Annotated in this window: 23 protein-coding genes; 15 read left to right on the plus strand and 8 right to left on the minus strand. The window is 54.4% G+C overall.

The annotated features are described in order from the left end of the window. Window positions 1–5: 5 nt before the first annotated feature. Both ASAC_RS01470 and ASAC_RS01475 read right to left on the minus strand, forming a co-directional pair. Complete coding sequence (locus ASAC_RS01470; RefSeq protein WP_013266204.1) at window positions 6–1,409, minus strand: aminoacyl--tRNA ligase-related protein; 1,404 nt, start codon at window positions 1,407–1,409, stop codon at window positions 6–8. A gap of 38 nt (window positions 1,410–1,447) precedes the next feature. Further along, window positions 1,448–2,101: a hypothetical protein gene (locus tag ASAC_RS01475; RefSeq protein ID WP_013266205.1), complete on the minus strand. Its 654-nt coding sequence runs from the start codon at window positions 2,099–2,101 to the stop codon at window positions 1,448–1,450. Between the two features lie 86 nt (window positions 2,102–2,187). On the opposite strand from ASAC_RS01475, the gene ASAC_RS01480 reads away from it, so the two are divergent. The 8 genes from ASAC_RS01480 (at window position 2,188) to ASAC_RS01515 (ending at window position 9,825) form a co-directional block, all read left to right on the plus strand. Then, on the plus strand, window positions 2,188–4,653 hold the full coding sequence (locus ASAC_RS01480) for a valine--tRNA ligase (RefSeq protein WP_013266206.1): 2,466 nt from the start codon (window positions 2,188–2,190) through the stop codon (window positions 4,651–4,653). A gap of 72 nt (window positions 4,654–4,725) precedes the next feature. Beyond that, entirely contained in the window at window positions 4,726–5,652 is a 927-nt protein-coding gene (locus ASAC_RS01485; RefSeq protein ID WP_013266207.1) for a malate dehydrogenase, read from the plus strand. A gap of 125 nt (window positions 5,653–5,777) precedes the next feature. Further along, the gene (locus ASAC_RS01490; protein WP_013266208.1) at window positions 5,778–6,041 is read left to right on the plus strand and encodes a hypothetical protein; all 264 of its coding nucleotides are present in this window, start codon (window positions 5,778–5,780) and stop codon (window positions 6,039–6,041) included. A 119-nt stretch (window positions 6,042–6,160) separates the two neighbouring features. Continuing rightward, entirely contained in the window at window positions 6,161–6,640 is a 480-nt protein-coding gene (locus ASAC_RS01495) for a multiprotein bridging factor aMBF1 (protein WP_083773992.1), read from the plus strand. Continuing rightward, entirely contained in the window at window positions 6,637–7,800 is a 1,164-nt protein-coding gene (hflX, locus tag ASAC_RS01500) for a GTPase HflX (protein ID WP_148217092.1), read from the plus strand. Before ASAC_RS01495 ends, hflX begins: the two co-directional genes overlap by 4 nt. Next, complete coding sequence (locus tag ASAC_RS01505) at window positions 7,718–8,293, plus strand: tRNA (cytidine(56)-2'-O)-methyltransferase (protein ID WP_148217093.1); 576 nt, start codon at window positions 7,718–7,720, stop codon at window positions 8,291–8,293. The genes hflX and ASAC_RS01505 overlap by 83 nt, the downstream gene beginning before the upstream one ends. Further along, window positions 8,268–8,852: a transcription initiation factor IIE, subunit alpha gene (locus ASAC_RS01510; RefSeq protein ID WP_013266212.1), complete on the plus strand. Its 585-nt coding sequence runs from the start codon at window positions 8,268–8,270 to the stop codon at window positions 8,850–8,852. Before ASAC_RS01505 ends, ASAC_RS01510 begins: the two co-directional genes overlap by 26 nt. After that, entirely contained in the window at window positions 8,827–9,825 is a 999-nt protein-coding gene (locus ASAC_RS01515; RefSeq protein WP_048812721.1) for a DNA cytosine methyltransferase, read from the plus strand. Before ASAC_RS01510 ends, ASAC_RS01515 begins: the two co-directional genes overlap by 26 nt. Before the next feature lie 3 nt (window positions 9,826–9,828). On the opposite strand, the gene ASAC_RS01520 is transcribed toward ASAC_RS01515, so the two are convergent. From ASAC_RS01520 to ASAC_RS01535, 4 genes are all read right to left on the minus strand, one after another. Next, window positions 9,829–10,995 (minus strand): proteasome-activating nucleotidase, encoded by a 1,167-nt coding sequence (locus tag ASAC_RS01520; protein ID WP_013266214.1) that lies wholly within the window; start codon window positions 10,993–10,995, stop codon window positions 9,829–9,831. A gap of 273 nt (window positions 10,996–11,268) precedes the next feature. Continuing rightward, complete coding sequence (locus ASAC_RS01525) at window positions 11,269–11,994, minus strand: replication initiator protein WhiP (protein ID WP_148217094.1); 726 nt, start codon at window positions 11,992–11,994, stop codon at window positions 11,269–11,271. A 127-nt stretch (window positions 11,995–12,121) separates the two neighbouring features. Beyond that, a complete protein-coding gene (locus tag ASAC_RS01530) occupies window positions 12,122–12,733 on the minus strand; it encodes a helix-turn-helix domain-containing protein (protein WP_013266216.1) in 612 nt (203 codons plus the stop codon). Further along, window positions 12,702–12,995, minus strand: a complete 294-nt coding sequence (locus tag ASAC_RS01535; protein ID WP_013266217.1) for a hypothetical protein — start codon at window positions 12,993–12,995, stop codon at window positions 12,702–12,704. Before ASAC_RS01535 ends, ASAC_RS01530 begins: the two co-directional genes overlap by 32 nt. A gap of 217 nt (window positions 12,996–13,212) precedes the next feature. Between ASAC_RS01535 and ASAC_RS01540 the strand changes: the two genes are divergently transcribed. The 5 genes from ASAC_RS01540 (at window position 13,213) to ASAC_RS01560 (ending at window position 19,055) form a co-directional block, all read left to right on the plus strand. After that, window positions 13,213–14,757 (plus strand): type II/IV secretion system ATPase subunit, encoded by a 1,545-nt coding sequence (locus tag ASAC_RS01540; protein WP_013266218.1) that lies wholly within the window; start codon window positions 13,213–13,215, stop codon window positions 14,755–14,757. Then, entirely contained in the window at window positions 14,741–15,616 is an 876-nt protein-coding gene (locus tag ASAC_RS01545; RefSeq protein WP_148217095.1) for a type II secretion system F family protein, read from the plus strand. Before ASAC_RS01540 ends, ASAC_RS01545 begins: the two co-directional genes overlap by 17 nt. A 10-nt stretch (window positions 15,617–15,626) precedes the next feature. Then, on the plus strand, window positions 15,627–16,526 hold the full coding sequence (locus ASAC_RS01550; RefSeq protein ID WP_148217096.1) for a type II secretion system F family protein: 900 nt from the start codon (window positions 15,627–15,629) through the stop codon (window positions 16,524–16,526). A 104-nt stretch (window positions 16,527–16,630) separates the two neighbouring features. Then, window positions 16,631–17,041: a hypothetical protein gene (locus ASAC_RS01555; protein WP_013266221.1), complete on the plus strand. Its 411-nt coding sequence runs from the start codon at window positions 16,631–16,633 to the stop codon at window positions 17,039–17,041. Window positions 17,042–17,078: 37 nt separating this feature from the next. After that, window positions 17,079–19,055, plus strand: a complete 1,977-nt coding sequence (locus ASAC_RS01560; RefSeq protein WP_013266222.1) for a hypothetical protein — start codon at window positions 17,079–17,081, stop codon at window positions 19,053–19,055. Here the strand turns inward: ASAC_RS01560 and ASAC_RS01565 are convergent. Both ASAC_RS01565 and argF read right to left on the minus strand, forming a co-directional pair. Further along, a complete protein-coding gene (locus ASAC_RS01565; protein WP_013266223.1) occupies window positions 19,034–19,408 on the minus strand; it encodes a hypothetical protein in 375 nt (124 codons plus the stop codon). The genes ASAC_RS01560 and ASAC_RS01565 overlap by 22 nt on opposite strands. A 101-nt stretch (window positions 19,409–19,509) precedes the next feature. After that, window positions 19,510–20,457, minus strand: coding sequence for an ornithine carbamoyltransferase (gene argF, locus ASAC_RS01570; RefSeq protein ID WP_013266224.1), 948 nt, complete (start codon window positions 20,455–20,457; stop codon window positions 19,510–19,512). A gap of 117 nt (window positions 20,458–20,574) precedes the next feature. On the opposite strand from argF, the gene ASAC_RS01575 reads away from it, so the two are divergent. After that, the gene (locus tag ASAC_RS01575) at window positions 20,575–21,000 is read left to right on the plus strand and encodes a PUA domain-containing protein (RefSeq protein WP_158303777.1); all 426 of its coding nucleotides are present in this window, start codon (window positions 20,575–20,577) and stop codon (window positions 20,998–21,000) included. After that, on the plus strand, window positions 20,997–21,734 hold the full coding sequence (locus ASAC_RS01580) for a proteasome assembly chaperone family protein (RefSeq protein ID WP_013266226.1): 738 nt from the start codon (window positions 20,997–20,999) through the stop codon (window positions 21,732–21,734). The genes ASAC_RS01575 and ASAC_RS01580 overlap by 4 nt, the downstream gene beginning before the upstream one ends.

The following is a 21,734-nucleotide window of genomic DNA, read 5'->3' on the forward strand; positions in this document are numbered from 1 at the left end:
GCACCTCACAGCTGGTAGCTCAGGTCGCCGGGGATCCTTGGTACCATGCCAGCTATCTCTTTTACGGGCTCCTCCAGGCGAGAGGCCAGGGACTCTATGGCATCAGCGGCTCCCAGGGGGTCACTAGCGTTTACTGATGTCTGCCTTCTAGAGCCTCCTTCGTAAATTGACACTGTTACAGAGCCCTTCTCTATCTCCCTTCTCCCCACGTAAACTATGGCCGCAGGCTTGGGGCCTGACTCCAGGAGCCTTACGTCGCCCGAGAGCGAGGTCCTGGTGGTCTCCCCGTAGCCTGACCTAAAGCCCTTCGCCACCAGGGCGCGGTGGAGCGATAAGGCAAAGTCCTCGACTCTCTTGTCAAACTCGTCGCCCGCCTTTATCGCCAGCACTGCGAACTGCAGGGGCGCTAAGACGAAGGGTAGCCTGCCCTTGTAGTTGTCAAGGTACGCGCCGAGGAACCTCTCTATGGAGCCTATTAGGGCGCGGTGTATTATGTAAACGTCCTCACTTCCATAGAGTTCCTTGGCGGCATCAAATATCTTAAACCTCCTGGGCAGGTTAAAGTCGAACTGTATGGTGCCTAGCTGCCACTCCTTGCCCTCCTGGCCGCTCCCTAACTTCACCAGCACGTCTATTTTCGGGCCATAGAATGCGGCTTCGCCCTCAGCGGCCGTGTACCTTAGTCCATACTTGCTTGCTATGGCCTCTAGCGCGCCCCTCAGGAAGTCCTCAGCCTTCTCCCACTCATCCTTTGTGCCCATGAAGTCAGTCCCTATCTTGCTCTTATCAGAAAGGCTCAGCCTGAGCGTCACAGTGGAGGGGTTCATCTCCACATTAAACAGCTTTGAGTAAATAGTTATCATCTCATCAAATACCGAGGTGATGACGTTTACCGCGTCCTTGCCAAGAGTTATTATGTGAGCGTCGTCCTGCGTGAAGCTCCTTGACCTGAGGAGCCCATAGACGCTTCCGCTGGGCTCCAGCCTGTGAACCCTGCCAACCTCAAATACCTTGAATGGCAGGCTCACCTTGTTGCGGTGCCTTGTGACTTCGCTCAGAAATATGAGTATGTGGAAGGGGCAATTCATTGGCTTTACCGCATACTCCTTGCCCTCTACCTGGAAGACGAACATGTTCTGCTTGTAGTAGCCCATGTGACCTGAGAGCTCAAAGAGGGCGCCGCTGCTCACTATGGGCGTCTCGGCTATGTAATAGCCTCTCCTCGCGTGGAAGTTCACTAATATTTGTGAGAGCGCAGACCTGAGGTATCCGCCGCCTATGGTGAAGAGAGGTATTCCATGGCCCAACAGGGACCCCACGTCGGTTCCTAGCACGGATATTGTTAAGTCAGGCCTCGCAGCTATATCAAGGTCTTGGGCGTAGTCCATGTGGTCCTTCTCTTGGCTCAACTTTTATCATCGTTTTCAGTGTGAGATGAATTGCTTTTTTAAGGTTTCTTAGGTGCCTGAACTCCCTGACTCATCCTGTCTAAGCCCCTTTCTTGAATTAAAACTGTTGAGAGCACGACAGCCAAGCCGAGCGGGCCTAGTGATGACAGGAGACCATATGCAAGTTCCTTGAGCAGCCCCCTCGAGGCTAGGGATGATATGACTGCGGCAGTGACCGACGCCGCCAAATAGACAGCCTCGCTGTAAATTAGAGAACCTGTAATGGAGGCTGAAAACGACTGGATAGCTAGCCCGAGGGATGCTGAAGCTAAGGGAACCGCAGAGGGGGACCTAGCTCTCGCTATTGGACCGGAGCCTGGCTGACGATCCCTTAGCTCTAACAAGAAGTACGTGGCTAGCGTAGCAACTAGGCTGACTACCAGCGACGCGAGGCCGACCAGAAGGGCCTGAAATGACGAGGATAAGCTCAGAGGTATAGCGGAGATGGCTATGCCAGGGTAAGGGCTGCCCGTGAGGACCACAGACACAGCTGCTCCCACCGCAGTCACGAGAGGCAGCACAGAAAGTAGCAGAACATAGTAGATGAAGCTCCCAAGGCTAGTCGCAGCAATAGGCCGCTGCCTCGCTACCATGGATAGGGCCTCTACAGCGGTCGCCACGGCCAAAACGGCTACTATCCTAGCCCAGCTCATGCCCTCTCAAGCGGCCTATAGTCGCCGTGAGGTAATAAGGTAAATAAAAACCTGTGAGCCTTGGATGTCTGAAAGGTGCAGCCCAATTGAAGCTAGAGCCAAAGATAAGCGAAACCCGATGGGACGTCAACAAGGAGCTTGAGCTACTCGACTTATGGCGCAAGGAAGCGGCCTCCTCAACGGGCGCCGCCGAGTGGCGCGAGAAGGAGGTGCTAGTGATAGATACGCCGCCGCCCTATGCCAGCGGCAAGTGGCATGTAGGAGGCGCAGCCCACTACGCGCAGATAGACATGATCGCGAGGTACTTCAGGCTGAAGGGATACTATGTACTAGTGCCATTCTATGCTGACAGAAATGGGCTACCTGTGGAGGTCCAGGTGGAGAAAACATATAATATCAATGCTAAGGAAATGGCCGCGACGCCTGAAGGCAGGAGGAAGTTCCTGGAGCTCTGCAGGGAGTTCCTGGACAAGGCTGAGAAGGACCTCGTTAACGTGTGGACAAGGCTTGGCTGCTCCTTCGACTACTGGCGCGATGGCACTGACAGCCCTAAGTACAGGACCATGACCCAGAGGACGTTCATAGACCTGTTCAAGAGGGGCATGATATACGAGGCTGAGAGGCCTGTGAGGTGGTGCCCCCGCTGCGGCACAACGCTGGCAGAGGCCGAGATAGAGTATGAAGAGAGGGAGGACTTTATCTACTTCATTAAATACCGCCTCGCTGACTCAGGCCAAGATCTTGTGGTGGCCACTACTAGGCCTGAGCTGCTCCCTGCCTGTGCAGCCTTAGCCTATAACCCTCAGGACAACAGGTACAAGGGCCTCGCAGGTAAGAGAGCAGTAGCGCCTATATTTGGAAACGAGGTCTCCATTGTAGAGCACCCGAGCGTTGACATGAACTTCGGCACAGGGCTTGAGATGGTCTGCAGCTACGGCGATGAAGATGACGTGAGGCTCTTCAGGGAGCTGAACCTCAAGCCTAAGGTCATCATAGATCAGGACGGCCGCATGACAGAGGAGGCAGGGTTCCTGGCGGGCCTAAAGGTCGAGGAGGCCCGCAGGAAGGTCGTTGAGGAGCTTGAAAAGAGAGGACTGCTAGTTAAGAAGGTCAAAGTTAAGCACACAGTGCCCGTGTGCTGGAGGTGTAAGACACCACTGCAAATAATAAACAGGACAGAGCTCTTCCTGAGACAGCTTGACCTGAGGGAGCAGATGAAGGAGCTCGTAAGCAAGCTCGATGTGAGGCCCGAGTTTCACAGGAGGAAGCTGCTTGAGTGGCTTGACTCCATAGCTATGGACTGGCCCATATCAAGGGACAGATACTACGGCACCGAGATACCGCTCTGGAGGTGCACGAAGTGCGGGTCCCTCCTGGTCCCAGAGCCAGGCAGATACTACAGGCCCTGGGAGGAGGAGCCCCCATGGGACAGGTGCCCTGCGTGCGGGGCGCCCAAGGAGTACCTCAAGGGGGAGACCCGCGTCTTTGACACGTGGTTCGACTCGAGCATTTCAATGCTTTACGTGACCAAGTGGCTCGAGGACCCGGAGTTCTTCAAGAAGGCCTCCCCAAACGTGCTGAGGCCCCAGGGCGAGGACATCATAAGGACGTGGCTCTATTACTCGCTGCTGAGGGTTTACCAGCTGACCGGAAAGCCCGCGTTCAGGTGGATTAGGATAACTGGCATGGGCCTTGACCCTAAGGGAAGGCCTATGCACAAGAGCTTAGGCAACGTAATAGACCCTGACCCCATTATAAGTAAGTACGGAGCCGACGCGTTCCGCTTCTGGGCCGCCTCATCGGCCAAGCTAGGCTATGACTACAGGTATGATGAGAAGAAGGTCATAACCGGCAGGAACTTCGCCACAAAGCTCTGGAACCTGGCGAGGTTCATTTCTGCCTTCCCAGAGTCCCAGGAGGTTAGTAGCCTCAGGCCCATAGACAGGGCGTTCCTGGCCCTGGCCCAGCAGTATTTGGATGCGGCAGTCAAGGGATACGAGGACCTCGACGTCTATGAACCTGCGGTACAACTTTACGAGCTCTCATGGAACGTCTTTGCGGCTCACTACGTTGAGCTAGTTAAGGACAGGGCGTACTCAGAGGGCTACCCCTACGAGGACAGGGCCTCGGCCTGGTACACGCTGCACAGGATCTTTAGGGCAGCCCTAGTGCTGCTATCACCTATAATGCCCTTTGTGACCGACTACATTTACAGGCAGCTCTACGGAAGAAGCGTGCATGCTGAGCGCCTGCCCGAGAAACTTATAGAAGCGCCAAACCTTAACGAACTGGCTGAGGACGCCAGACAGATTATGAATGTCAACAGCTCGGTGTGGGCCTACAAGAAGGCAAGCGGGCTTAGGCTGACGGATCCCATAAAGGACTACGCGGTGGCCGTACCGGCCAGGCTGTCGCCTTACTTAGATGACTTAAAGCTCTTCCATAAGGCTAAGTTTGTAACATATGAGAGGCCTCTGCCCGAGTGGACTAACATAGGCCCTGGAATTTATCTAGCTCCCTTACCTTCTACGGGCGCTGACCTTTCAATATAATAACAAATTATGAATGCTTCCGCTGTTAGAGTTTTAGTCCGAGTCCTCAGCTTACAGCACGAGTGACTAGGTATGATAACTGTTGTAGGCGGCGCTGGAAGGGTAGGGGTTACAACAGGAGCTATGGTGCTTCTCAGGGACCTTGACGATGTCATGCTAATAGATATAAAGCCCAACGCGCCGCAGGGAGAGGCGCTGGACCTTAACCACATGGCCGCGGTCCTAGGCATCTCAAGGAGGGCCTATGGGTCCAACGACTATAAGGACATGAGCGGCTCAGACATAGTGATAGTCACCGCCGGCTTCCCAAGGAAGGCGGGTCAGACAAGGGAGGACCTGCTCAGGGTCAACGCAGATGTAATGAAGCAGATAGCTGAACAAATTAAGGAGTACGCGCCTAACTCTAAAGTCCTTGTCCTAACCAACCCGTCCGATGCCATGACCTATGTTATGTACAAGAAGCTTGGGTTCCCAAGGGAGAGGGTGATAGGCTTCAGCGGCCTGCTGGACTCACCAAGGCTTGCCTACTACGCCTCCGTCAAGCTAAACATATCGCCGGCCTCCATACAGCCAGTGGTCCTCGGCATGCATGGAGAGCACATGTTCCCAGCGCCAAGGCTTTCAAGTGTAGGAGGCGCGCCTCTCAGCTCGCTCCTGAGCCAGAAGGACATTGACGAGATAGTGAAGCAGACCGTAGAGGCGGGAGCCGAGATAATAAAGCTAAGGGGCTACAGCAGCAACTGGGCTCCAGCGGCAGGCCTAGCCCTCATGGCTGAGGCCATAAAGAAGGACCAGAGGAAGGTGTACATAGTCAGCGCCTACCTGAACGGAGAGTACGGCTATAAGGATGTCATAGCTGAGGTCCCAGCGGTCCTTGGACGCAACGGCATTGAAAAGATATTAGAGCTGCCACTGACCGACGAAGAGAGGAAGGGCCTGGACGCTAGCGTAAATGCAGTAAGAGACCTGCTCAATGCGTTGCCTCCCGAATATAGGTAAAGACGCTGAAGCCTTTGTTTAAACTTTTTAAAAGTTATTTTAACTTTAATGACATTCCCTAAAGGCTCGACGGGGCTTGAGCCCTTTTAAGGCTTGAAAACGCTACAGAGAGTTCACGGGAAATAATGGCCTCAGGGGAGCAGCTGCCTAAGAAAGTATTTTACATTAACATCTACCAGCTTAACTATAAGCCTTCCTCTGGCTGCGAGTTCTTTGAGTCGTATGAGGTTGGAGGCTCGTACATAGCGTACTGCAAGGTGTTAGAGAGCTATATTACGAGGTCCAACGTACATAAGTGTGAGACCCTATTCAAGGACTGCCCCTTCAGGAAGGTTGGAGTTAAGGCTTCGCTTTCCCAGGACAACGAAGCTAGCGCTGCCACCTCTTGAGGTTAATTGATCTGGATTCGCCAACGACGTTAGGGCGCTGCCTCTGGCTATGTCGTGGCTGAAATTCGGTATTTAAAGTTCACACAGCACACACTATAAAAAGCGAGCGGGGAGAGATCTTGCCTGAACTATATTGTGAGGTCTGCGGAAAGCCGATAGTTGGGAAGGGGCACAGGATACTAATGGATGGCGCTGAAATGCTTGTCTGTGATGAGTGCTTCGTGAAGTTAACCAAAAGCGGCCGGGCAGTGCCTGTAACCTCTAGGCCCAGAGAGGTAAGGCCTCGGCCGAAGAGAACAGCTAACGAAGTGGCCCTAGAGGTCGTAGATAATTACCCGGAGCTGATAAGGGCTGCGAGGGAATCCAAAGGGTGGACCCAGGCAGCCTTAGCCCAGAAACTTAAAATAAGTGAGGCCATGGTAAAGAAGATAGAGAGCGGCAAGTATAAGCCTACCGTGGACTTAGCAAAGAAGATAGAAGCCGTTCTGAACATAAAGCTGCTTCAACCTGTTGAGAGCGAGGAAGAGGGGGAAGAGCCGCCTGAGGATCATCTCACCTTCGGGGACGTCGCCGTGGTTAGGAGGGACAAGAACTCTTGAATGACGTTGAAGCGTCCAACAAACGAAAGGCCGTCTTAGTGATTTCAAGGGAGTATCTGGACCACTTAGAAGAGGCCCTTGCTATAGCTGAGAGCGCCAACTATGAGGTTGTTGATATAATTAAGAGGTCCAGGCCTGGTAGGAGGCTCAGCGACGAGGCCGCCAGGAGAATTAGCGAGAGGGCTCATAGGGCAAACGCCGAGGTAATAATATACTATGGCAACCTTGAGCCCTCGTCGCTCTATAAGCTCGAGAAGGAGTCGAAGCTCAAGGTCCTTGACAGGGTCCTTATAATACTCGAGATATTCGCCCTTCACGCTGGCTCTAAGGAGTCGAAGCTGCAGATAGAAATGGCCAGGCTTAAGCATGAGCTGCCCCTCATAAGGGAGTACATAAGGAGGGCTAAGGCCGGGGAGCAGGTCGACTTCTTAGGCCCCGGAAGATATGCCTTCGAAGCCTACGAGAAGCACGTAATAACTAGGATAGCTAGAATAAGGAGGGAACTGGACGAGCTGAGGCGCAGAGTTAAGACACAGGAACAGGCCAGGAAGGACAGCGGCGTGGTCCTGGCGTCGATAGTGGGCTACGCCTCTGCCGGTAAGACCTCTATATTTAACGCCATAACCGGCGAGAGGCAGCCCACGGGGCCTGAGTACTTCACTACGCTCTTCGCTAAACACAAGATGGTTAACTTCAACAACACCAAGATCATGCTGATAGACACCGTCGGCTTTGTAAGGGACGTGCCCGCTGAAATAATCGAATCCTTTTACTCGACGCTCCAGGAGGCCTCGCTAGCTGACGTTCTGATATTTGTCGTTGACTCCTCGGAGGACGTGAGCGCCATCAGGGAAAAGGTTGCGGCCGGGGTCTCGCTCCTAAGCAAACTTAACGCCATAAACAAGCCCATAATACTTGCCATGAACAAAATAGACTTAGTGGCGCGTGACGATCTAAACAAGAAAGAGTCCCTGGTGCGCGAGCTCTTATCGCATATGGGCATTAAGGCGGACTTAGTGGAGGTCTCAGCGGTTAAGAAGTTGAACCTGGAAGCGCTTCTAGAGAAGGTGTCGGAGAGTGCCAGAGGGGCTGGAGGACCTAGCGAAACCTTACGGCAAGGTGTACGTGCTGAGGCTAGGCCACAGGCCGACGCGAGATAAGAGGGTAACCACCCACGTGGCCTTAGTGGCCAGGGCCTTTGGCGCAAACGGTTTTGTCCTTGAAGGTGTCTGTGACGATTCGGTGTACAACTCCTTGACAAAGGCCTCAAACATGTGGGGAGGCGCAATTCATTACGAGTGTGGAGTTAACGGCCACGAGTATGTTAAGTCCTGGAAGGCTAACGGAGGTGAGGTGGTTCACCTGACAATGTATGGGATGCCTGTCGACGACGCCATTGGAAAACTTTCCTCCTCGCCGAAGCCTAAGTTGATAGTTGTCGGTTCTCAGAAGGTGGAGGCGTTCTATTACATGAACGCTGACTACAACATAGCTATTGGCTGGCAGCCCCACAGCGAGGTGGCAGCATTGGCTCTGTTTTTAGATAGGCTATTTAAAGGTAGGGAGCTCTATACTTACTATACGGACGCCAAGGCGTCCATAATTCCCACGAGAAGAGGGAAAAGGGTTGAGTGGAGAGGGCAACGGAAATAATGAAGACGATAAGAGCCTGGAGGGACTAAGGCAGCTGATAAGGATGTTAGCGGTCAAGTCAGGTATTGATGAGGCCATGGCAGACGACCTCTTCGACCTTCTGCTCACGGTGGATCCTGAAAAGGGGATAAGCGATGAAGAAGTTGAACAGATGAAGGGCTACAAGCAGGCCGACGTCAGGAAGGTCTTCAGGATATTTTATGACCTGAGAATAGCCTCCTACAGGCGCGGCAAGCACCCTGACACGGGGGCCACAAGGTATTATTGGTACCTCGACTCCAGGGACGCGGACCTTGCACTGCTGAGGCGCAAGAAGCAGGTACTTGAGAAGCTTAAGATGAGGCTCGAGTACGAGAGAAGCAACGAGTTTTACGTGTGCCCCAAGGACGGCACCAGGTACACCTTCGACTACGCCTACGAATATCAGTTCACGTGCCAGAAGTGCGGTACGATGTTAGTTCCTGAGGACAACAGCAGCTACATCAGGGTCCTCGAGAACCGCATATCCAGGCTTGAGGAGGAGATCAAAAGGGATGAGAGGCAGATATTTGGCCATTGACCTATTTTCAGGCGCTGGAGGCTTCTCGAGGGGCTTTGAGCTGGCCGGCTTTAACGTTGTGGCCGCAGTGGAGAACGACCCACCGGTAGCTAAGACCTACAAGGCAAACTTTCCAGAGACGTACCTGATAGCAGACGACATAAAGGACGTGAGCGAGCCCACAATAAAGGACGTGAGCGGCTACGGAAGGGGCGACGTTGATGTAGTCATAGCGAGCCCGCCCTGCGAGCCCTTCACGCCCACTAACAGGAGGAGGATGCAGGACCCTGTAGACAGAATACTCTCAGACCCGATAGGTCAGCTCTACCTTCACGCGATAAGGCTGATAGGTGAGCTGAAGCCAAAATACTTCGTCATAGAAAACGTTAGCGGGGTGGCGGAGGGGCCCATAAGGAAGGTAATAGAGGATGAGCTTAGGCGCAGCGGCTATGACGAAGTTTACTTCAACATCATCAGGTCAGAGAAGTACGGCGCCCCCAACGAGAGGGTTAGGGCCTTCGTCTCAAACGTGCAGCTTAAGCTCAGGGAGTCCAGGCCTATAACTGTGGAGGAAGCGCTCAAGGGCCTTCCCGAGCCCGGGAGCCCCTGGCCTCCAAACCATGATTACCCCCAGCCCCTGAGCAGGAGGCTGGAGAGGAAGGTGTCTAGGATAGGATGGGGCAGGGCCATGATAACTTTCGAGGGCGCCGACTCAAGGAGGTTTCGCAACTTCATAAGGCTTAACCCCAAGAGGCCAGCCCCCACTGTGATGGGATCCTCCCGCTTCATTCACCCCTACGAGGACAGGCTGCTTACGGTTAGGGAGCAGGCCAGGCTCATGGGCTTTCCTGACTACCACCTGTTCCTAGGGGGCAGGGACTCACAATATAACATGGTCGGCGAGGCCGTCCCCGTCCCCCTTGCCAAGAATATAGCTGAGTTCCTGCTCACGCTGTTAGATAATGAGGGTAGGGGCTTTGGGCGTGATGGCTGACCTTCATATATGGGTTCCGAATATCTGCTTCCTCTTCTCCATCCTGTTACGGACCTTGTCGACGGCCTTTATGAAGTGCTCCTGGGACACGTAGTTCTTGCCATCCCTGATGGCAAAGAATCCGGCCTCCGTGGCGACCGCCTTTAGCTCGGCGCCTGAGAACCCCTCCGTCATTGAGGCTATCTCCTCGAGGTCCACGTCCTTGAGCTTCATGTTCCTGGTGTGTATCTTGAGTATCTCAAGCCGGCCCTTCTTGTCAGGGAGCGGTATCTCTATTATCCTGTCAAACCTGCCCGGCCTCAGAAGGGCTGGGTCAAGTAGGTCGATTCTGTTAGTGGCGGCCACCACCTTGACGCCCTCCAGCGGGTCGAAGCCGTCCATCTCCGCAAGCAGCTGAAGCATGGTCCTCTGAACCTCCCTGTCACCGCTGGTGCCCATGTCAACCCTCCTTGAACCTATGGCGTCTATCTCGTCGATGAATATAATAGACGGCTTCTTCTCCTTGGCCAGCCTGAAGACCTCCCTCACTATCCTTGCGCCCTCGCCTATGAACTTGTTGACGAACTGGCTCGCCACTACCCTTATAAACGTAGCCTTGACCTCGCCCGCCAGGGCCCTGGCCACCAGCGTCTTGCCCGTGCCCGGAGGCCCGTACAGCAGGACCCCCTTGGGAGGCTCCACCCCTATTTCATCGAAGAGCTGTGGTTTTATGAGAGGCAGCCCAACTACCTCATATATTTCCCTTATCTGTTCCTCTAGACCGCCCACGTCCTTGAACGTGATCGAGGGCCTCTCCTCTATCTCCATGGCCTCAACAAGGGGATCATGAATGGAGGGGAGCACCTCCACTATTGTAGATCCCTTGTTGTTAAGGGCCACCGAGGCGCCGGGCCTAAGCTTGTCTATATCGACGTTGGACGCTATCCTGACCACGAGGTTAGGCCCCGTGGAGCTCTTGACTACCGCCCTTCCATCGGACAACACCTCCAGAACCATGGCCTCTATGTATGGCGGCTCTAACAGCTTGTTAAGCTCCTGTTTATAGAACTCCAGGTCCTTCTCAAGGTTCATGTTAAGCTGTGTTAAGTATCTGACCTTCTCCCTCAGCAGGGACAGCTCGTCGTCATCTGGCTTCTCCCTGGTGTTCTTGCCTGACTCACTAAGTGACAAGATCCACTACCCCGCACTCATAATCTTCCTCATAAGTTTTTAAGGAGCTTACCCTAGTTCCACTGCTCATCTCGCCCGGTCCTTTGTAAACTCCCCAGTTTACACGCGGCATGAGCTACTACTACAGGGCAAGAATCCAGGTCACAAGAGGGCGGACCCACCTTAAGGGCGTATTACTCTGTCCTTTATACAAACGGTATTATTAAGGAACTTTCCGTCGGAGCGCGCAGGACGACCCCTGAGGGCAATAATATAGGCGCTGTATAGTAGTGATTAGTGCTGGCAGCGGCTAAGCGTCTCCTTGACGTTCTTGGAAAATCCAACCCTAATGCCAAGGCGTGGATCCGTGTAGATATATACAATGCCTTTGCTCTGCAGGTCCCTGACCTTTCTGAGAAGCCACTCATAGTCAGCCTTTAGCTTCTCGGCCAGCTGATCCAAGTACATGTAGGTCACGCCATACTTGGAGTAATGAGTCAGGAGTTCCATGACCACTTCACTCTCCTCGTCAGACACCTTATCCTTAAGCTCCTGAAGGACGCACGCAGCGTCGGAGACCCTGCTCTCTTGTAGTTTCTTGTCCGTTTTATTGGTTAGCCCAGCAATGAATGACTGGACCTCGCTGCCCTCGCTGCCCTGCTGACCTCCTCTCTTGTAGTTTCTTGTCTGACTAACTGTAGACATGAGCCTCTGGGCCAGGGCCACAAACTCATTAAATTGCTCGTCTCGCTGGGCCTCTGCGACCTGCCTGGCGTAGTCCTCGCCCTTAGGAGTGAGGTACCAGAGGCCCAGGTCATAGTCAACATAACCCCTAGACTTCCAGTATGAGAGGTAGCTTGAGATGTACTTGGGCTCCCTCCTTAAGACCTCCGCTATCTCGGCTGCCTTCATTGGCCTTGCGAGGAGCAGCACCAGTATAGCGTCGACGAGCTTACTCCTGGGCCCACCCCTCTCCTTTAACGCTTCCAGCGGCTGCTCTCTCTCAACATCCTTCTTCATAGCGCCTCGGTGAACATTTACCTTCATGGAGGTTTCCACGTGAAAGGCCAAGTAATACTAGGGCGTCCATGTGTAAACTGGGGAGTTTACAGGAGCTAAGAGTTTGCGCGGGAGCCTTTCTCGCTAGTTATAATGATAGGCCACACTCCTGGGCCAGCAGGTCGGTGGCAGCCCCAACCAGGGCTGGTCCGCAGCTTGAGGGCACTATTATTATTGTGCCCCTCCTGCCCTCGCTGAGCCCGCACACGTTAGCCACGGACTCCCTCAGGGCGCTCTCCAGCTCTGAAGGGAGGCCGGGGAACCCTAGCTGGGGCGGGTCCAGGTATCCGACTACCGCCAGCCGGCAGCCCTCGGAGACCACGTAATCCCTGATCTCGTAGATTTTGGTTAGATCCCTGGGGGGCTCTGAGTCTATGGTGAGGGTCAGGCAATCCTCTAGCCTTTCAACGCCCTTAACTGAGCACCTGGTGGGCGAGAGGACGTCGCCTATCGACGAGAGAAGCTGCAGGCCCTTCTCGGAGGTCCTGCTGCCCTTGTCATCCTTTATCACTAGGCCCTCATCAACTAGCCTCCTCAGGAGGGTCTTCGTGGAGGCCTCGGTGAGACCGAGCTCTCGGCTCAGCGCTATCCTCCCGAGCTCGTACTTGGAGATCTTCCTCAGCGCCTCAAGGACGTGCCAGGGGCCGAACCCCGGTTTCCCTCCCCTTTCAGCTGCCGTTATTCGCTTTAATGTTGCCACTGCCTCGCAGACCCTTTGGAGCTGGTAGGACGCTCCAGGCGCCTTCATCGGGGGTCACGCCCTCCTCTATCATGAAGACAGCCACGTCCTGTGGAAGTATTTCGTTGCTTGAGGTTATAACCTTTCCAACGTCATCCCAGCTCCTTTTTGCCTTAAGGCCGAAATCGTCCCAGAGCCATTCAATGACGTCGTCTAAGGGCACCTTGCCCTTCAGCTGGCTCAGCAGCGCCTCCTTTATAGCTCTGTCCCTGCCGCCGTTCATGTCTGCTCGCGTTTTTGTTGGCGCTTAAACTATATTAGCTAATATGCCTGCCTCCAGGCCGCTCAGCGAGTATTAAGGGCAAGGATCTCATGGGTGGCGCTCAGCCCATGGACATAGCTAATACTTGCCCTGGCGACTGCACTTTTGCTGCCTTAGACCAAGGCGAGTAATCAATAAGAGCTTCAGACAGCTTATCGCTAATAACGGCCCTCCATTAATGCCTGAGAAGGCGGCCCTGGAAGGCGTCAAACTGCTAGAGAAGTACGCAGTTATAGGAATGCCCAAGGTAGAGGTCAGCATATATGAGGATACGGAGGGCCGAAGATATTACGAAGTAGCGGAACCTCCCCTTAACACAGAGGTAAGGCGTAAGGCTTACAGCGAGCTGCTATCAGTTATATCAAGGAACTTAACGCTGCTTGAAGCGCTTAACGCCTCTGGGAGCGTCGAGAAGGCCTTTAACATTCTGAGGCCTTACGCCTATGAGGTAGTAAAAAGTATAGTAAGGGGACAGCTTAAGGCTAGGGGAAGCCTTGACGAGGCCGTGACAGCAGTTACTTATCACGTGGCCAGGGACCTGGTAGGGTACGGCCCTATAGAGCCCCTCATGAGGGACCCTTACATAGAGGACATTTCATGTAATGGCATCGGGATACCGGTGTTTGTCTACCACACAAGGTACGAGTGGCTGACCACGAACGTTGTGATGCAGTCCGCCCAGGAGCTTAACTCCCTTGTGGCAAAGCTGGGCGTGAGGAGCGGCAAGGAGCCCTCAATAGCAACCCCCATAGTTGAGGGCGTCCTGAAGCGTGAGGGGTATAGGGTTAACATAGTCCTCGACGTGGTCTCACGTCATGGATCCCAGTTCACAATTAGGAAGTTCAGGGCCGAGCCCTTCACGATAGTTGAGCTCCTCAGGCTCAAGACCCTGGATCCGCTGGTGGCGGCGCTCCTATGGATAGCTGTGTCAAGTAAGCAGGGGGTGGTGTTTTACGGTCCTACAGGAAGCGGAAAGACCACCCTGCTCAACGCTGTCACGATGTTGGTGCCCACCGAGTACAAGATAGTCACGGTTGAGGACACGCCTGAGGTCTTCCTGCCTTTCCATGAAAACTGGGGAGGCATGGTATCAAGGCCATCAACAGACCCAAGGGTCGAGAACGTCACGCTGCAGAGCCAGGTGGAGGCGGCCCTCAGGCAGAGGCCAGACGTCATAATAGTGGGCGAGATAAGGTCCAGGGAGGCCTACGCGTTCTTCCAGGCCCTCGCCACGGGCCACGGAGGGCTCACAACGGTCCACGCGGAGTCGGCGGACGTGCTTGTCAAGAGGCTCACCTCGCCGCCTATGAACGTCCCAGCCAGCCTCGTTTCCACAGCTAAAGTGTTCGTCAACATACTGAGGGTGGAAAGAGGGGGCCAGGTGTCAAGGAGGGTGACCAGGGTCCACGAGTCCAGAGGCTACGACCCTTCTACAGACAGCATTAGGTTAGGCGAGATAGTTGTATGGGATCCAGAGAAGGACGTCTGGAGGCTCACCAAGGAAAGGATAGATCTGTTGAGCACGGTGGCCGAGCTGAGGCTAATAACCTACGACGAAGCCTACGAAGACGTCATACGCAGGGCCACCGTCCTCGAGTGGCTGGCGGAGAAGAATGCCGACGTGACGCTGCTTCACACTATCACAAGACTTTACGAGCGCGACCCAGAGAACGTTTATAAGACCGCGCTGAAGGAGGTGAAGCGCTTTGAGCCGCCGGCTTAGGCCGGGGCCCTCCATGAAGTTCCCCCTCTGCAGGGCGCTACTAAGGTTAAGCCCTAACATAGAGTACATAATAATAGGCTCCGGTATTGCAAAGGACCTGGACAGCTACTGCAGGAAGGTAGCCCTGCCGCTGATGGCACTTATGACAGTGGCTCTTCCTTTTCTGGCCTTCGTAGTTCTCGAGAGGCTCTCGCCGGGCGCCCTTGTGGAGTACCTGTCGCTGGCCTTAGCCGCGGCCTCTGGGCTCTTGCTCTCAATAGCCCTGTCGATAGGGGTCCCCACGTTCAGCTACACGTCAAGGGCTGACTACCTAGAGGCGAAGTTTCACGTCTTCGCCTCAACCCTGGCCTCCCTCCTGGCGGGCGGCCAGAACCTTTCAGAGGCGCTGGCGGGCCTGGCAAAGTACGAGGACGAGCTCAAGGAGTTCAAGGTTGAGATAAACTACATAAAGTTAATGACGTCCCTCTCCCAGGACCCGGTGGTTATCCTAAACGAGCTCTCTAAGATAACGCCGTCCAACAGCCTGAAGACGTTGGCTGAGTCCCTCGCTAAGGGGGTGAGCACGGGCTCCGACCTGCTCTCGATAGTCAGCTATCAGCTCGAGACTTACACTAACTACTACTACAGCCTTGTTGACAAGGTGGCGGCCTCCGTGGGCTCCCTGCTGGAGATGTTCCTCTCAGCTGGCATGATAATGCCCATCCTCGTAACGATAATGGGGATACTCTTCTCGGTCTACCCCATACACGGGGTCTCGTTCACTTCGTTGGTAGTCCTGGCTATATTCATCCTCATGCCGATAATCTCGGCCGTAACAGTAGTGCTGATAGATGATCAGGTTTCCAAAATAAAGCTTTAGGGTGATAAGGTTGAAGCTATCTAAGTCAAAGCTGTTCTACGCGACGCTCGCGGTGGCCATAGCGCTCGACGAGTACGTCTTGGTGTTCCTTATAATAAGGCACGTCACCTACAGGTTCTTCGATGGAATACCGGTGCCCCTGGGAGTGACGTCAATAATAGCCACGGACATAATAATATTTGGGCCCCTGCTTCCCGCAGCCATAGTGTTAAGCCGGAGGCAGAGCGTTGACAAGAGGCTGAAGCTGCAGAGCAGGGTGTTTCTGCAGGTGTTTCCAAGCATCGCGGCCTCAAGTGAGTCCATGGCAGAGGCGCTCGAGGCCGCCGCCTCGCTGAGCGAGAGGCCCCTCAGGGACTACATAAGCGCCTTCAGCGCGCTTTACCGGGCCACGGGCGACGCGGAGAGCTCCTTCAGAAAGGTCTTCTCAAAGGTTCCGAGGGAGGTCAGGCTCCTGCTCTCGTCAATAGTGGTTGCGGAGAGGAGCGGGGGCAGGGCCAGGGACGTGCTGGAGGTTGTCAGTAAGTATGCTGCAGAGCTGGACAGGATGGAGTTCTCGCTCTTCAACAGGCTGAGGTCGTATTCAATGATAGTTTACATGGGCGTGGCCGTCTACGGCGCTGCCAGCGGTATAGGGGTCTCCATAGCTAGGTCCTTGTCACAGGCCCCAGTGACGCTTGGCGCTTCCCAGCTAAGCGCCACGACTTTGGTTGCGATAGTGGGGTTCCTTTACTACGCACTGATAGTGCTCTCCCTGGCCTCAGCTTACGTTATGGCAAAGGCTATAGACGACTACCCGCCCAAGGTAGTGGGCAACTTCATGCAGCTGTTGGCCATAGGGTCGGCCACGCTAGCTGCTACTCTTGTGATTATGCACGGTCCTGGGGCGGCCACTCTTATAGCCTTACTATAATCTTTGGCGTATAATCTTTGGCGAAGGCTGCGACTTGTTTGAGTTTATTCACAGGCTGCTTAAAAATAAAAGTGTCGAATATATAATGATAAAAGTGACAAACGTTGACCGCCAGAGGCATAAGTGACGTAGCGGCTGAGCTGATGTTAATACTTGTCGTACTTGCAGTGGGAGGCGCCTTTCTGAGCTACTACTACGTTACCCTGACGCAGTACGAGAGGTCTGTTGGAAACGGCTATGATTACCTCCAGTACCTGGTACCCATGTCCGCCTGGTCTGCAGGAGACCACGTATATGCGACCTTCAGCACAGGCCCCTATGGCGTGAGGCTTCTTAACGTGCTGGTCAACTCCAGCCCGGCAAGCTGCAATGTCACTGTCGGCGGCGTTTCCTATAAGCTGCCCGCGGACCTGCCGGCGGCCTCCATGGGTTACGTCTCGTGCAGGTGGTCGGGGCCTGGCCTGGTCACGTTTGTAACAGGTTCGGGCGAGGTGAGCGTCTACGCGGGGCCGTAAGTCCCAGGCAGCCATAGTTGGAGGACTTATAATAGCTTTGGCAGTCCTGGCGTCAATAGCAGCAATGATATACGTGATGGAGCAGTACAGGCTGAGGACAAGCTATGCCGTGGAGAGAAGTCAATACCTGCAGCTGTCCCAGGAGCTGCAGGAGGATGTCAAGGCCTACCTAGTGTACTTCAACGGCACCTACGTCGAGCTTAAGCTTTACTCCCAGTTCCCATACTCCTACCAGGTTGATGGGTTATCCCTGAGGCTTGTAAACGAGTCGCCCCTCCTAGTTTCATCATCTGGCGGCTTGGCTAACGTGACCGTGATAGGCCCCTATGGCATAATATACGGCCTTCCAGCCTCCGCCGGCCCCGCGCAGTGGCTAACCATAATAGTGAAACTTAACAGTAGGCTGGAAGTTACGCAGCGCAACATGGTTATACTACTTCAGAGCGGCGACTCCATGGCAGCCATTTCTGTAACCTCATACGTGACCCCTGCAACTCAGGTGAGCGTTAATCCGTACAACAGTACTTCGGTGCAGCAGCTGATAGGCACTAAGGTAGTATCCACCCTCATTTCCGTGGTCAGCCCCAGTGAGAAGATAGCCATACCTAAGGTTTACACCATAGTTAACCTGACTCCCATAATACTTTATAACCCCACCGGCGAGGCCACCCCCAAGGACCTCACGGTCAACCTTACTATAAACCTGAACAGTGAAATAGTGAAATATAGCAGTATAAGCGTTAGGGACGGCAGCGGCCTGGTGCCGCTTGCCAACGTGCTTTTCGCAATCTGGAACGGCACTGGCTGGGACCCGCTGAACGGCTGGATAGAGCTTTATAATTCGACGGAGGCGGAGGTATGGGTAAGGCTTGACAGGCAGATATTACCATATAGCAACCTGACAATTTATATGCTGTTCCTGAACGGCTCCACGCTGGGGACTGTGAACTGGGGAGTTAACAGCTATTATACTCAAAACCTCAGTACCGACAATATTGCATATGTGATGCAGGAGGGCCTTCTATATCAGATATATGTTGATGAGAACGGCACTCTCTATGGCTCTGGAGGAGGCATAGTGGAAGAGGGCATAGGAGCTGCAGTATCTCATTATTGTAACTCAAGGTACGGCTATGCCTACAGCATGGTAGGGTTCAGCTACGTTGGCCTTGCACACTTCATATACAGCTTGCCTTTGTTTAACGCGATAAGCACCTTCGCGAGCAACTACTCATACTGCGTCCTTTACAGTGGAAGCCTAGACCAGTCATTACTTTACTATTCGCCAACAAACGCAACAATAACTTTTGTTGAAGTCTCCAACGCTAGGGCGGAGAGAAGTTATAGACCTGGTTCCTTCACTACCGATGTAATAAACGGTACGTTTATATCTTATGGCGAGCCCTCGGTGTCCATACCAGCTAACGAGCCCGTCTACGATTGGCAGGGATACCTAATGGAGGGCTATGACGTAGAGTTCAACTTTCAGGACGGATTTGAGGGTGGACAGCCATGGCCCTATGGGCTCTATGAGTCGCAGCAACAAATATCGTGGCTGGTGAAATCAGTAGGCTGGGCAGATGTAAGAGGTCCCGGTCTAACAGTTGCCACAACTACAGACGATGGCACAGCGATAGTTATAAGGAATGCCCCAGGCGGAGGGCTCTTCACTGACTGGCTGGGCAGCTGGCCTGGGGTCAGCAGCGTTCTGCTCCCGGTCTGGGCCACTGACTATGGGCAGGCGGATTGGCGGAGCCCAGTAACCTTTGAGGTCCCTCTTAACGCCACGGTTAGCTCCATGGGCGACTACAGGGTGGTAGTGCTCTACTACCAGGACATAGGAGCAGACACGTACTTTGCAGTTTTCGTTCCCTCTATTTCTATGTCGTCAAACATAGCGTGGTACTCGCCCGTGTTCCCAAGCGGGGGCTCCTACCCCTACGTGAGGGCCCCTCTGGCGCCGGACCTGCTCTTGGGCCCTCAGTCAGTGGTTCAGGGCTGGATAGTCGGCTGAAGGTCAGGGCTGCAGGAGGCCAGGGCTATGTCCTTCAGGTACGTGAGCACGGGCCTCAGCTCCATGAAGACGGGGTCCTCAGGGTTAGAACTTATTAGCACGTTATTAACCATGTCGGCGAGGGCGCAGCTGTCTATAGAGGCCGCCAGCTTGTTGCCCCTCTTGGCCTCCTCGTAGGTCTCCTTGGCCTTCGCTGTTATCTTTAGCAGGGAGGCCTTCCACGACTTGTACAGCATGATGCTTGCGATGGCCGAAGGGCTCTCCGTGTCCTTAATCCTCTTCTCACTCCTCTCGAGGCTGTTTATGTGTGATATCAGCACGTCGATGATGCCCCCGAGCACCTCGTAGCTCAAAGCTATACCCCTTACACGTTAACCAGCTGTAAGGTTAAAGGGGTAGGAGCTCAGCGGAGGCCTAAAACCTCTTAAGAAGGGAGCAAGGGAAGGGAGTAAGGTTAAGGTATAAGGGCCGCCAGCACGGCTTTCTCCGTGTGGAGCCTGTTCTCAGCCTCATCCCAGACCACAGACCAGGGGCCATCAATCACGTCGTCGGTTACCTCCTCGCCGCGGTGGGCCGGCAGGCAGTGCATGAATATGGCCCGGCTCGAGGCCCTTTCCATGAGCTTTGCATTGACCTGGTAAGGGGCCAGCAGCTTCCTCTTGGCCTCAGCCATGCTCTCCTGTCCCATGCTGACCCACACGTCAGTGTACACTATGTCAGCGCCGTCCACAGCCTCCTCGGGCTTTTCAGTGAACTTTATCTCGGCACCAGTGATCTCGGCGTCCTTCATGGCGGCCGCCAGTATGGACTCGTTTGGCTTTAGGGAGGCAGGCGAGGCCACGTATATGCTGACCCCAAGCTTAGCCCCGACAACCATGAGGCTGTGTAACATGTTGTCGCTTCCGTCTCCCACAAACGCCAGCTTGAGGCCGCTGAACTTGCCCTTCTTCTCATAGATTGTAAGGTAGTCAGCCAACGCCTGGAGCGGGTGAGACAGGTCGCTTAAGGCGTTTATCACGGGCACAGTGGCATACTGTGCCAGGACCTCGAGGTCCCTGTGGTTCCTCACCCTGGCCGCTATGGCATCTACAAACCTTGAAAGAGTCCTGGCGGTGTCGGGTATGCTCTCGCCGCGGCCCAGCTGGAGCTCACTGGAGCTGAGCATTATGGGCAGGGCACCGAGCTGGTATGCTGCCACCTCGAGGCTGACCCTAGTCCTTGTGGAGGGCTTCTCAAATATCATGGCTACGCTCCTCCCGCGGAGGGTGTCTAGCATCCTCTCGCCGGCGTAGAAGCGCTCCTTCATCTGCCTCGAGAGGTCAAGCAGGAAGTTTATCTGCTCTGTCGAGTAGTCAGTGAGGCACAGGAAGTCCTTACCCTTAAGCTCATGTGGGGATGTCATGTTTGAGACCCAGGTCTCTTACATCATGTCAGTTTAAAAGCTTGCGGACAACCTGCGCCCTGGTTCGGGAAGGGGCCTTTGCCTCCAAGACCTGCCACTGGGTGGGAGCTGAGGCAGGTGAGTTACCTGCTCGCGCTGCAGTTTAACGAGGAGGTAGCGGCGGCCATAACATCACTTCCGCTTCAGGTGGAGCTTAGGAGAGGTAAAATAAGGTACGTTTATTACAATGGGGTCAGGTTAATGACCTTAAGGCCAAGGGACTTCACGTTCAGCATATCTCCTGAGGCAGGCAAGATTATAAAACGCGCGACGGAGCCTCCAAGGTTTAGGGTCATTGTGAGCAGCGGGTCCGCCCTTGAGGGTGAGGTCACAGGCAACAGCGTCTTGGACGCCGATAAGTTAATAAGACCCGGTGACGAGGTTCTCATAGTTGATGTTAATGATAGCCTGCTCGGCGTCGGCAAGGCAAAGGCCCCAGGCTTCCTCATGCGCCAGTTGGGTCCGCAGGAGGTCGTGAGGTTTAGGAGGGGTGTGGAGGATTGAGGACGAAAGGCATATCAATAGTTATGAGGCAGTCCCCTGAGTCGCTCAGGGGCTCCGTGCTAGTAGCAGGCTTCCCAGGTTTCGGCAGGATCGGCTACGTGGTGCCGCGATATTTGGCCTCAGCGCTGTCCCTCAGTAAGGTAGGCTACGTGCTAACTCCAAGGCTTCCATCTATGATAATTATGGAGGACGACGGCATAGGGTTCCCATTTGAGCTCTACGCGGGCAACGGAGTTTTGGCCCTGGTCAACAGGGCGGTCCCCGAGCCCGTAGACCAGAACGCCTATTGCAGCGAGGTGGCCCTCTGGGCCTCACAGGTCGGCGTAAAGTATGCAATATTGGTCGGAGGCCTCAGCCGCGACTATGAGCCGCCAGAGGAAAAGTACGGCTACAGGTGGCTTCACAACAGGCTCTACGAGGGTCCAAAACTTCAGGCGCCGCTGATGGAGGAGGGCCTGGGCGTGGTTGGCCCATTGGCGCTGCTCCACATATACCTTGAGCACTACGGAGTTCCAACGGTTATGGTATTGCCCTACTCTGCGGTGGACACCGTGGACTACGACGCGGCGCTTGTAGGTATGAGAGTTATAGTTAACGAGCTGCTGGGCATCAAGGTTCCCATGGACGAGCTTGAGAAGCTCGCGGAGAAGCAGAAGGAGGAGCTGGAGAAGATCTCAGACATACTCTCCCAGGAGAGGGAGGGAAAGCAGGGAGGCACAAACATATTCATGTGA

The sequence above is a fragment of the Acidilobus saccharovorans 345-15 genome (assembly GCF_000144915.1).
Lineage (GTDB): Archaea > Thermoproteota > Thermoprotei_A > Sulfolobales > Acidilobaceae > Acidilobus > Acidilobus saccharovorans.

Coding starts and splice junctions, on each gene's coding strand:
- ASAC_RS01535 (WP_013266217.1), bottom strand. CDS start 12,995: ATGAACGGCGGCAGGGACAGAGCTATAAAGGAGGCGCTGCTGAGCCAG.
- ASAC_RS01525 (WP_148217094.1), bottom strand. CDS start 11,994: ATGAAGAAGGATGTTGAGAGAGAGCAGCCGCTGGAAGCGTTAAAGGAG.
- ASAC_RS01515 (WP_048812721.1), top strand. CDS start 8,827: ATGAGAGGCAGATATTTGGCCATTGACCTATTTTCAGGCGCTGGAGGC.
- ASAC_RS01475 (WP_013266205.1), bottom strand. CDS start 2,101: ATGAGCTGGGCTAGGATAGTAGCCGTTTTGGCCGTGGCGACCGCTGTA.
- ASAC_RS01490 (WP_013266208.1), top strand. CDS start 5,778: ATGGCCTCAGGGGAGCAGCTGCCTAAGAAAGTATTTTACATTAACATC.
- ASAC_RS01540 (WP_013266218.1), top strand. CDS start 13,213: ATGCCTGAGAAGGCGGCCCTGGAAGGCGTCAAACTGCTAGAGAAGTAC.
- ASAC_RS01485 (WP_013266207.1), top strand. CDS start 4,726: ATGATAACTGTTGTAGGCGGCGCTGGAAGGGTAGGGGTTACAACAGGA.
- argF (WP_013266224.1), bottom strand. CDS start 20,457: ATGACATCCCCACATGAGCTTAAGGGTAAGGACTTCCTGTGCCTCACT.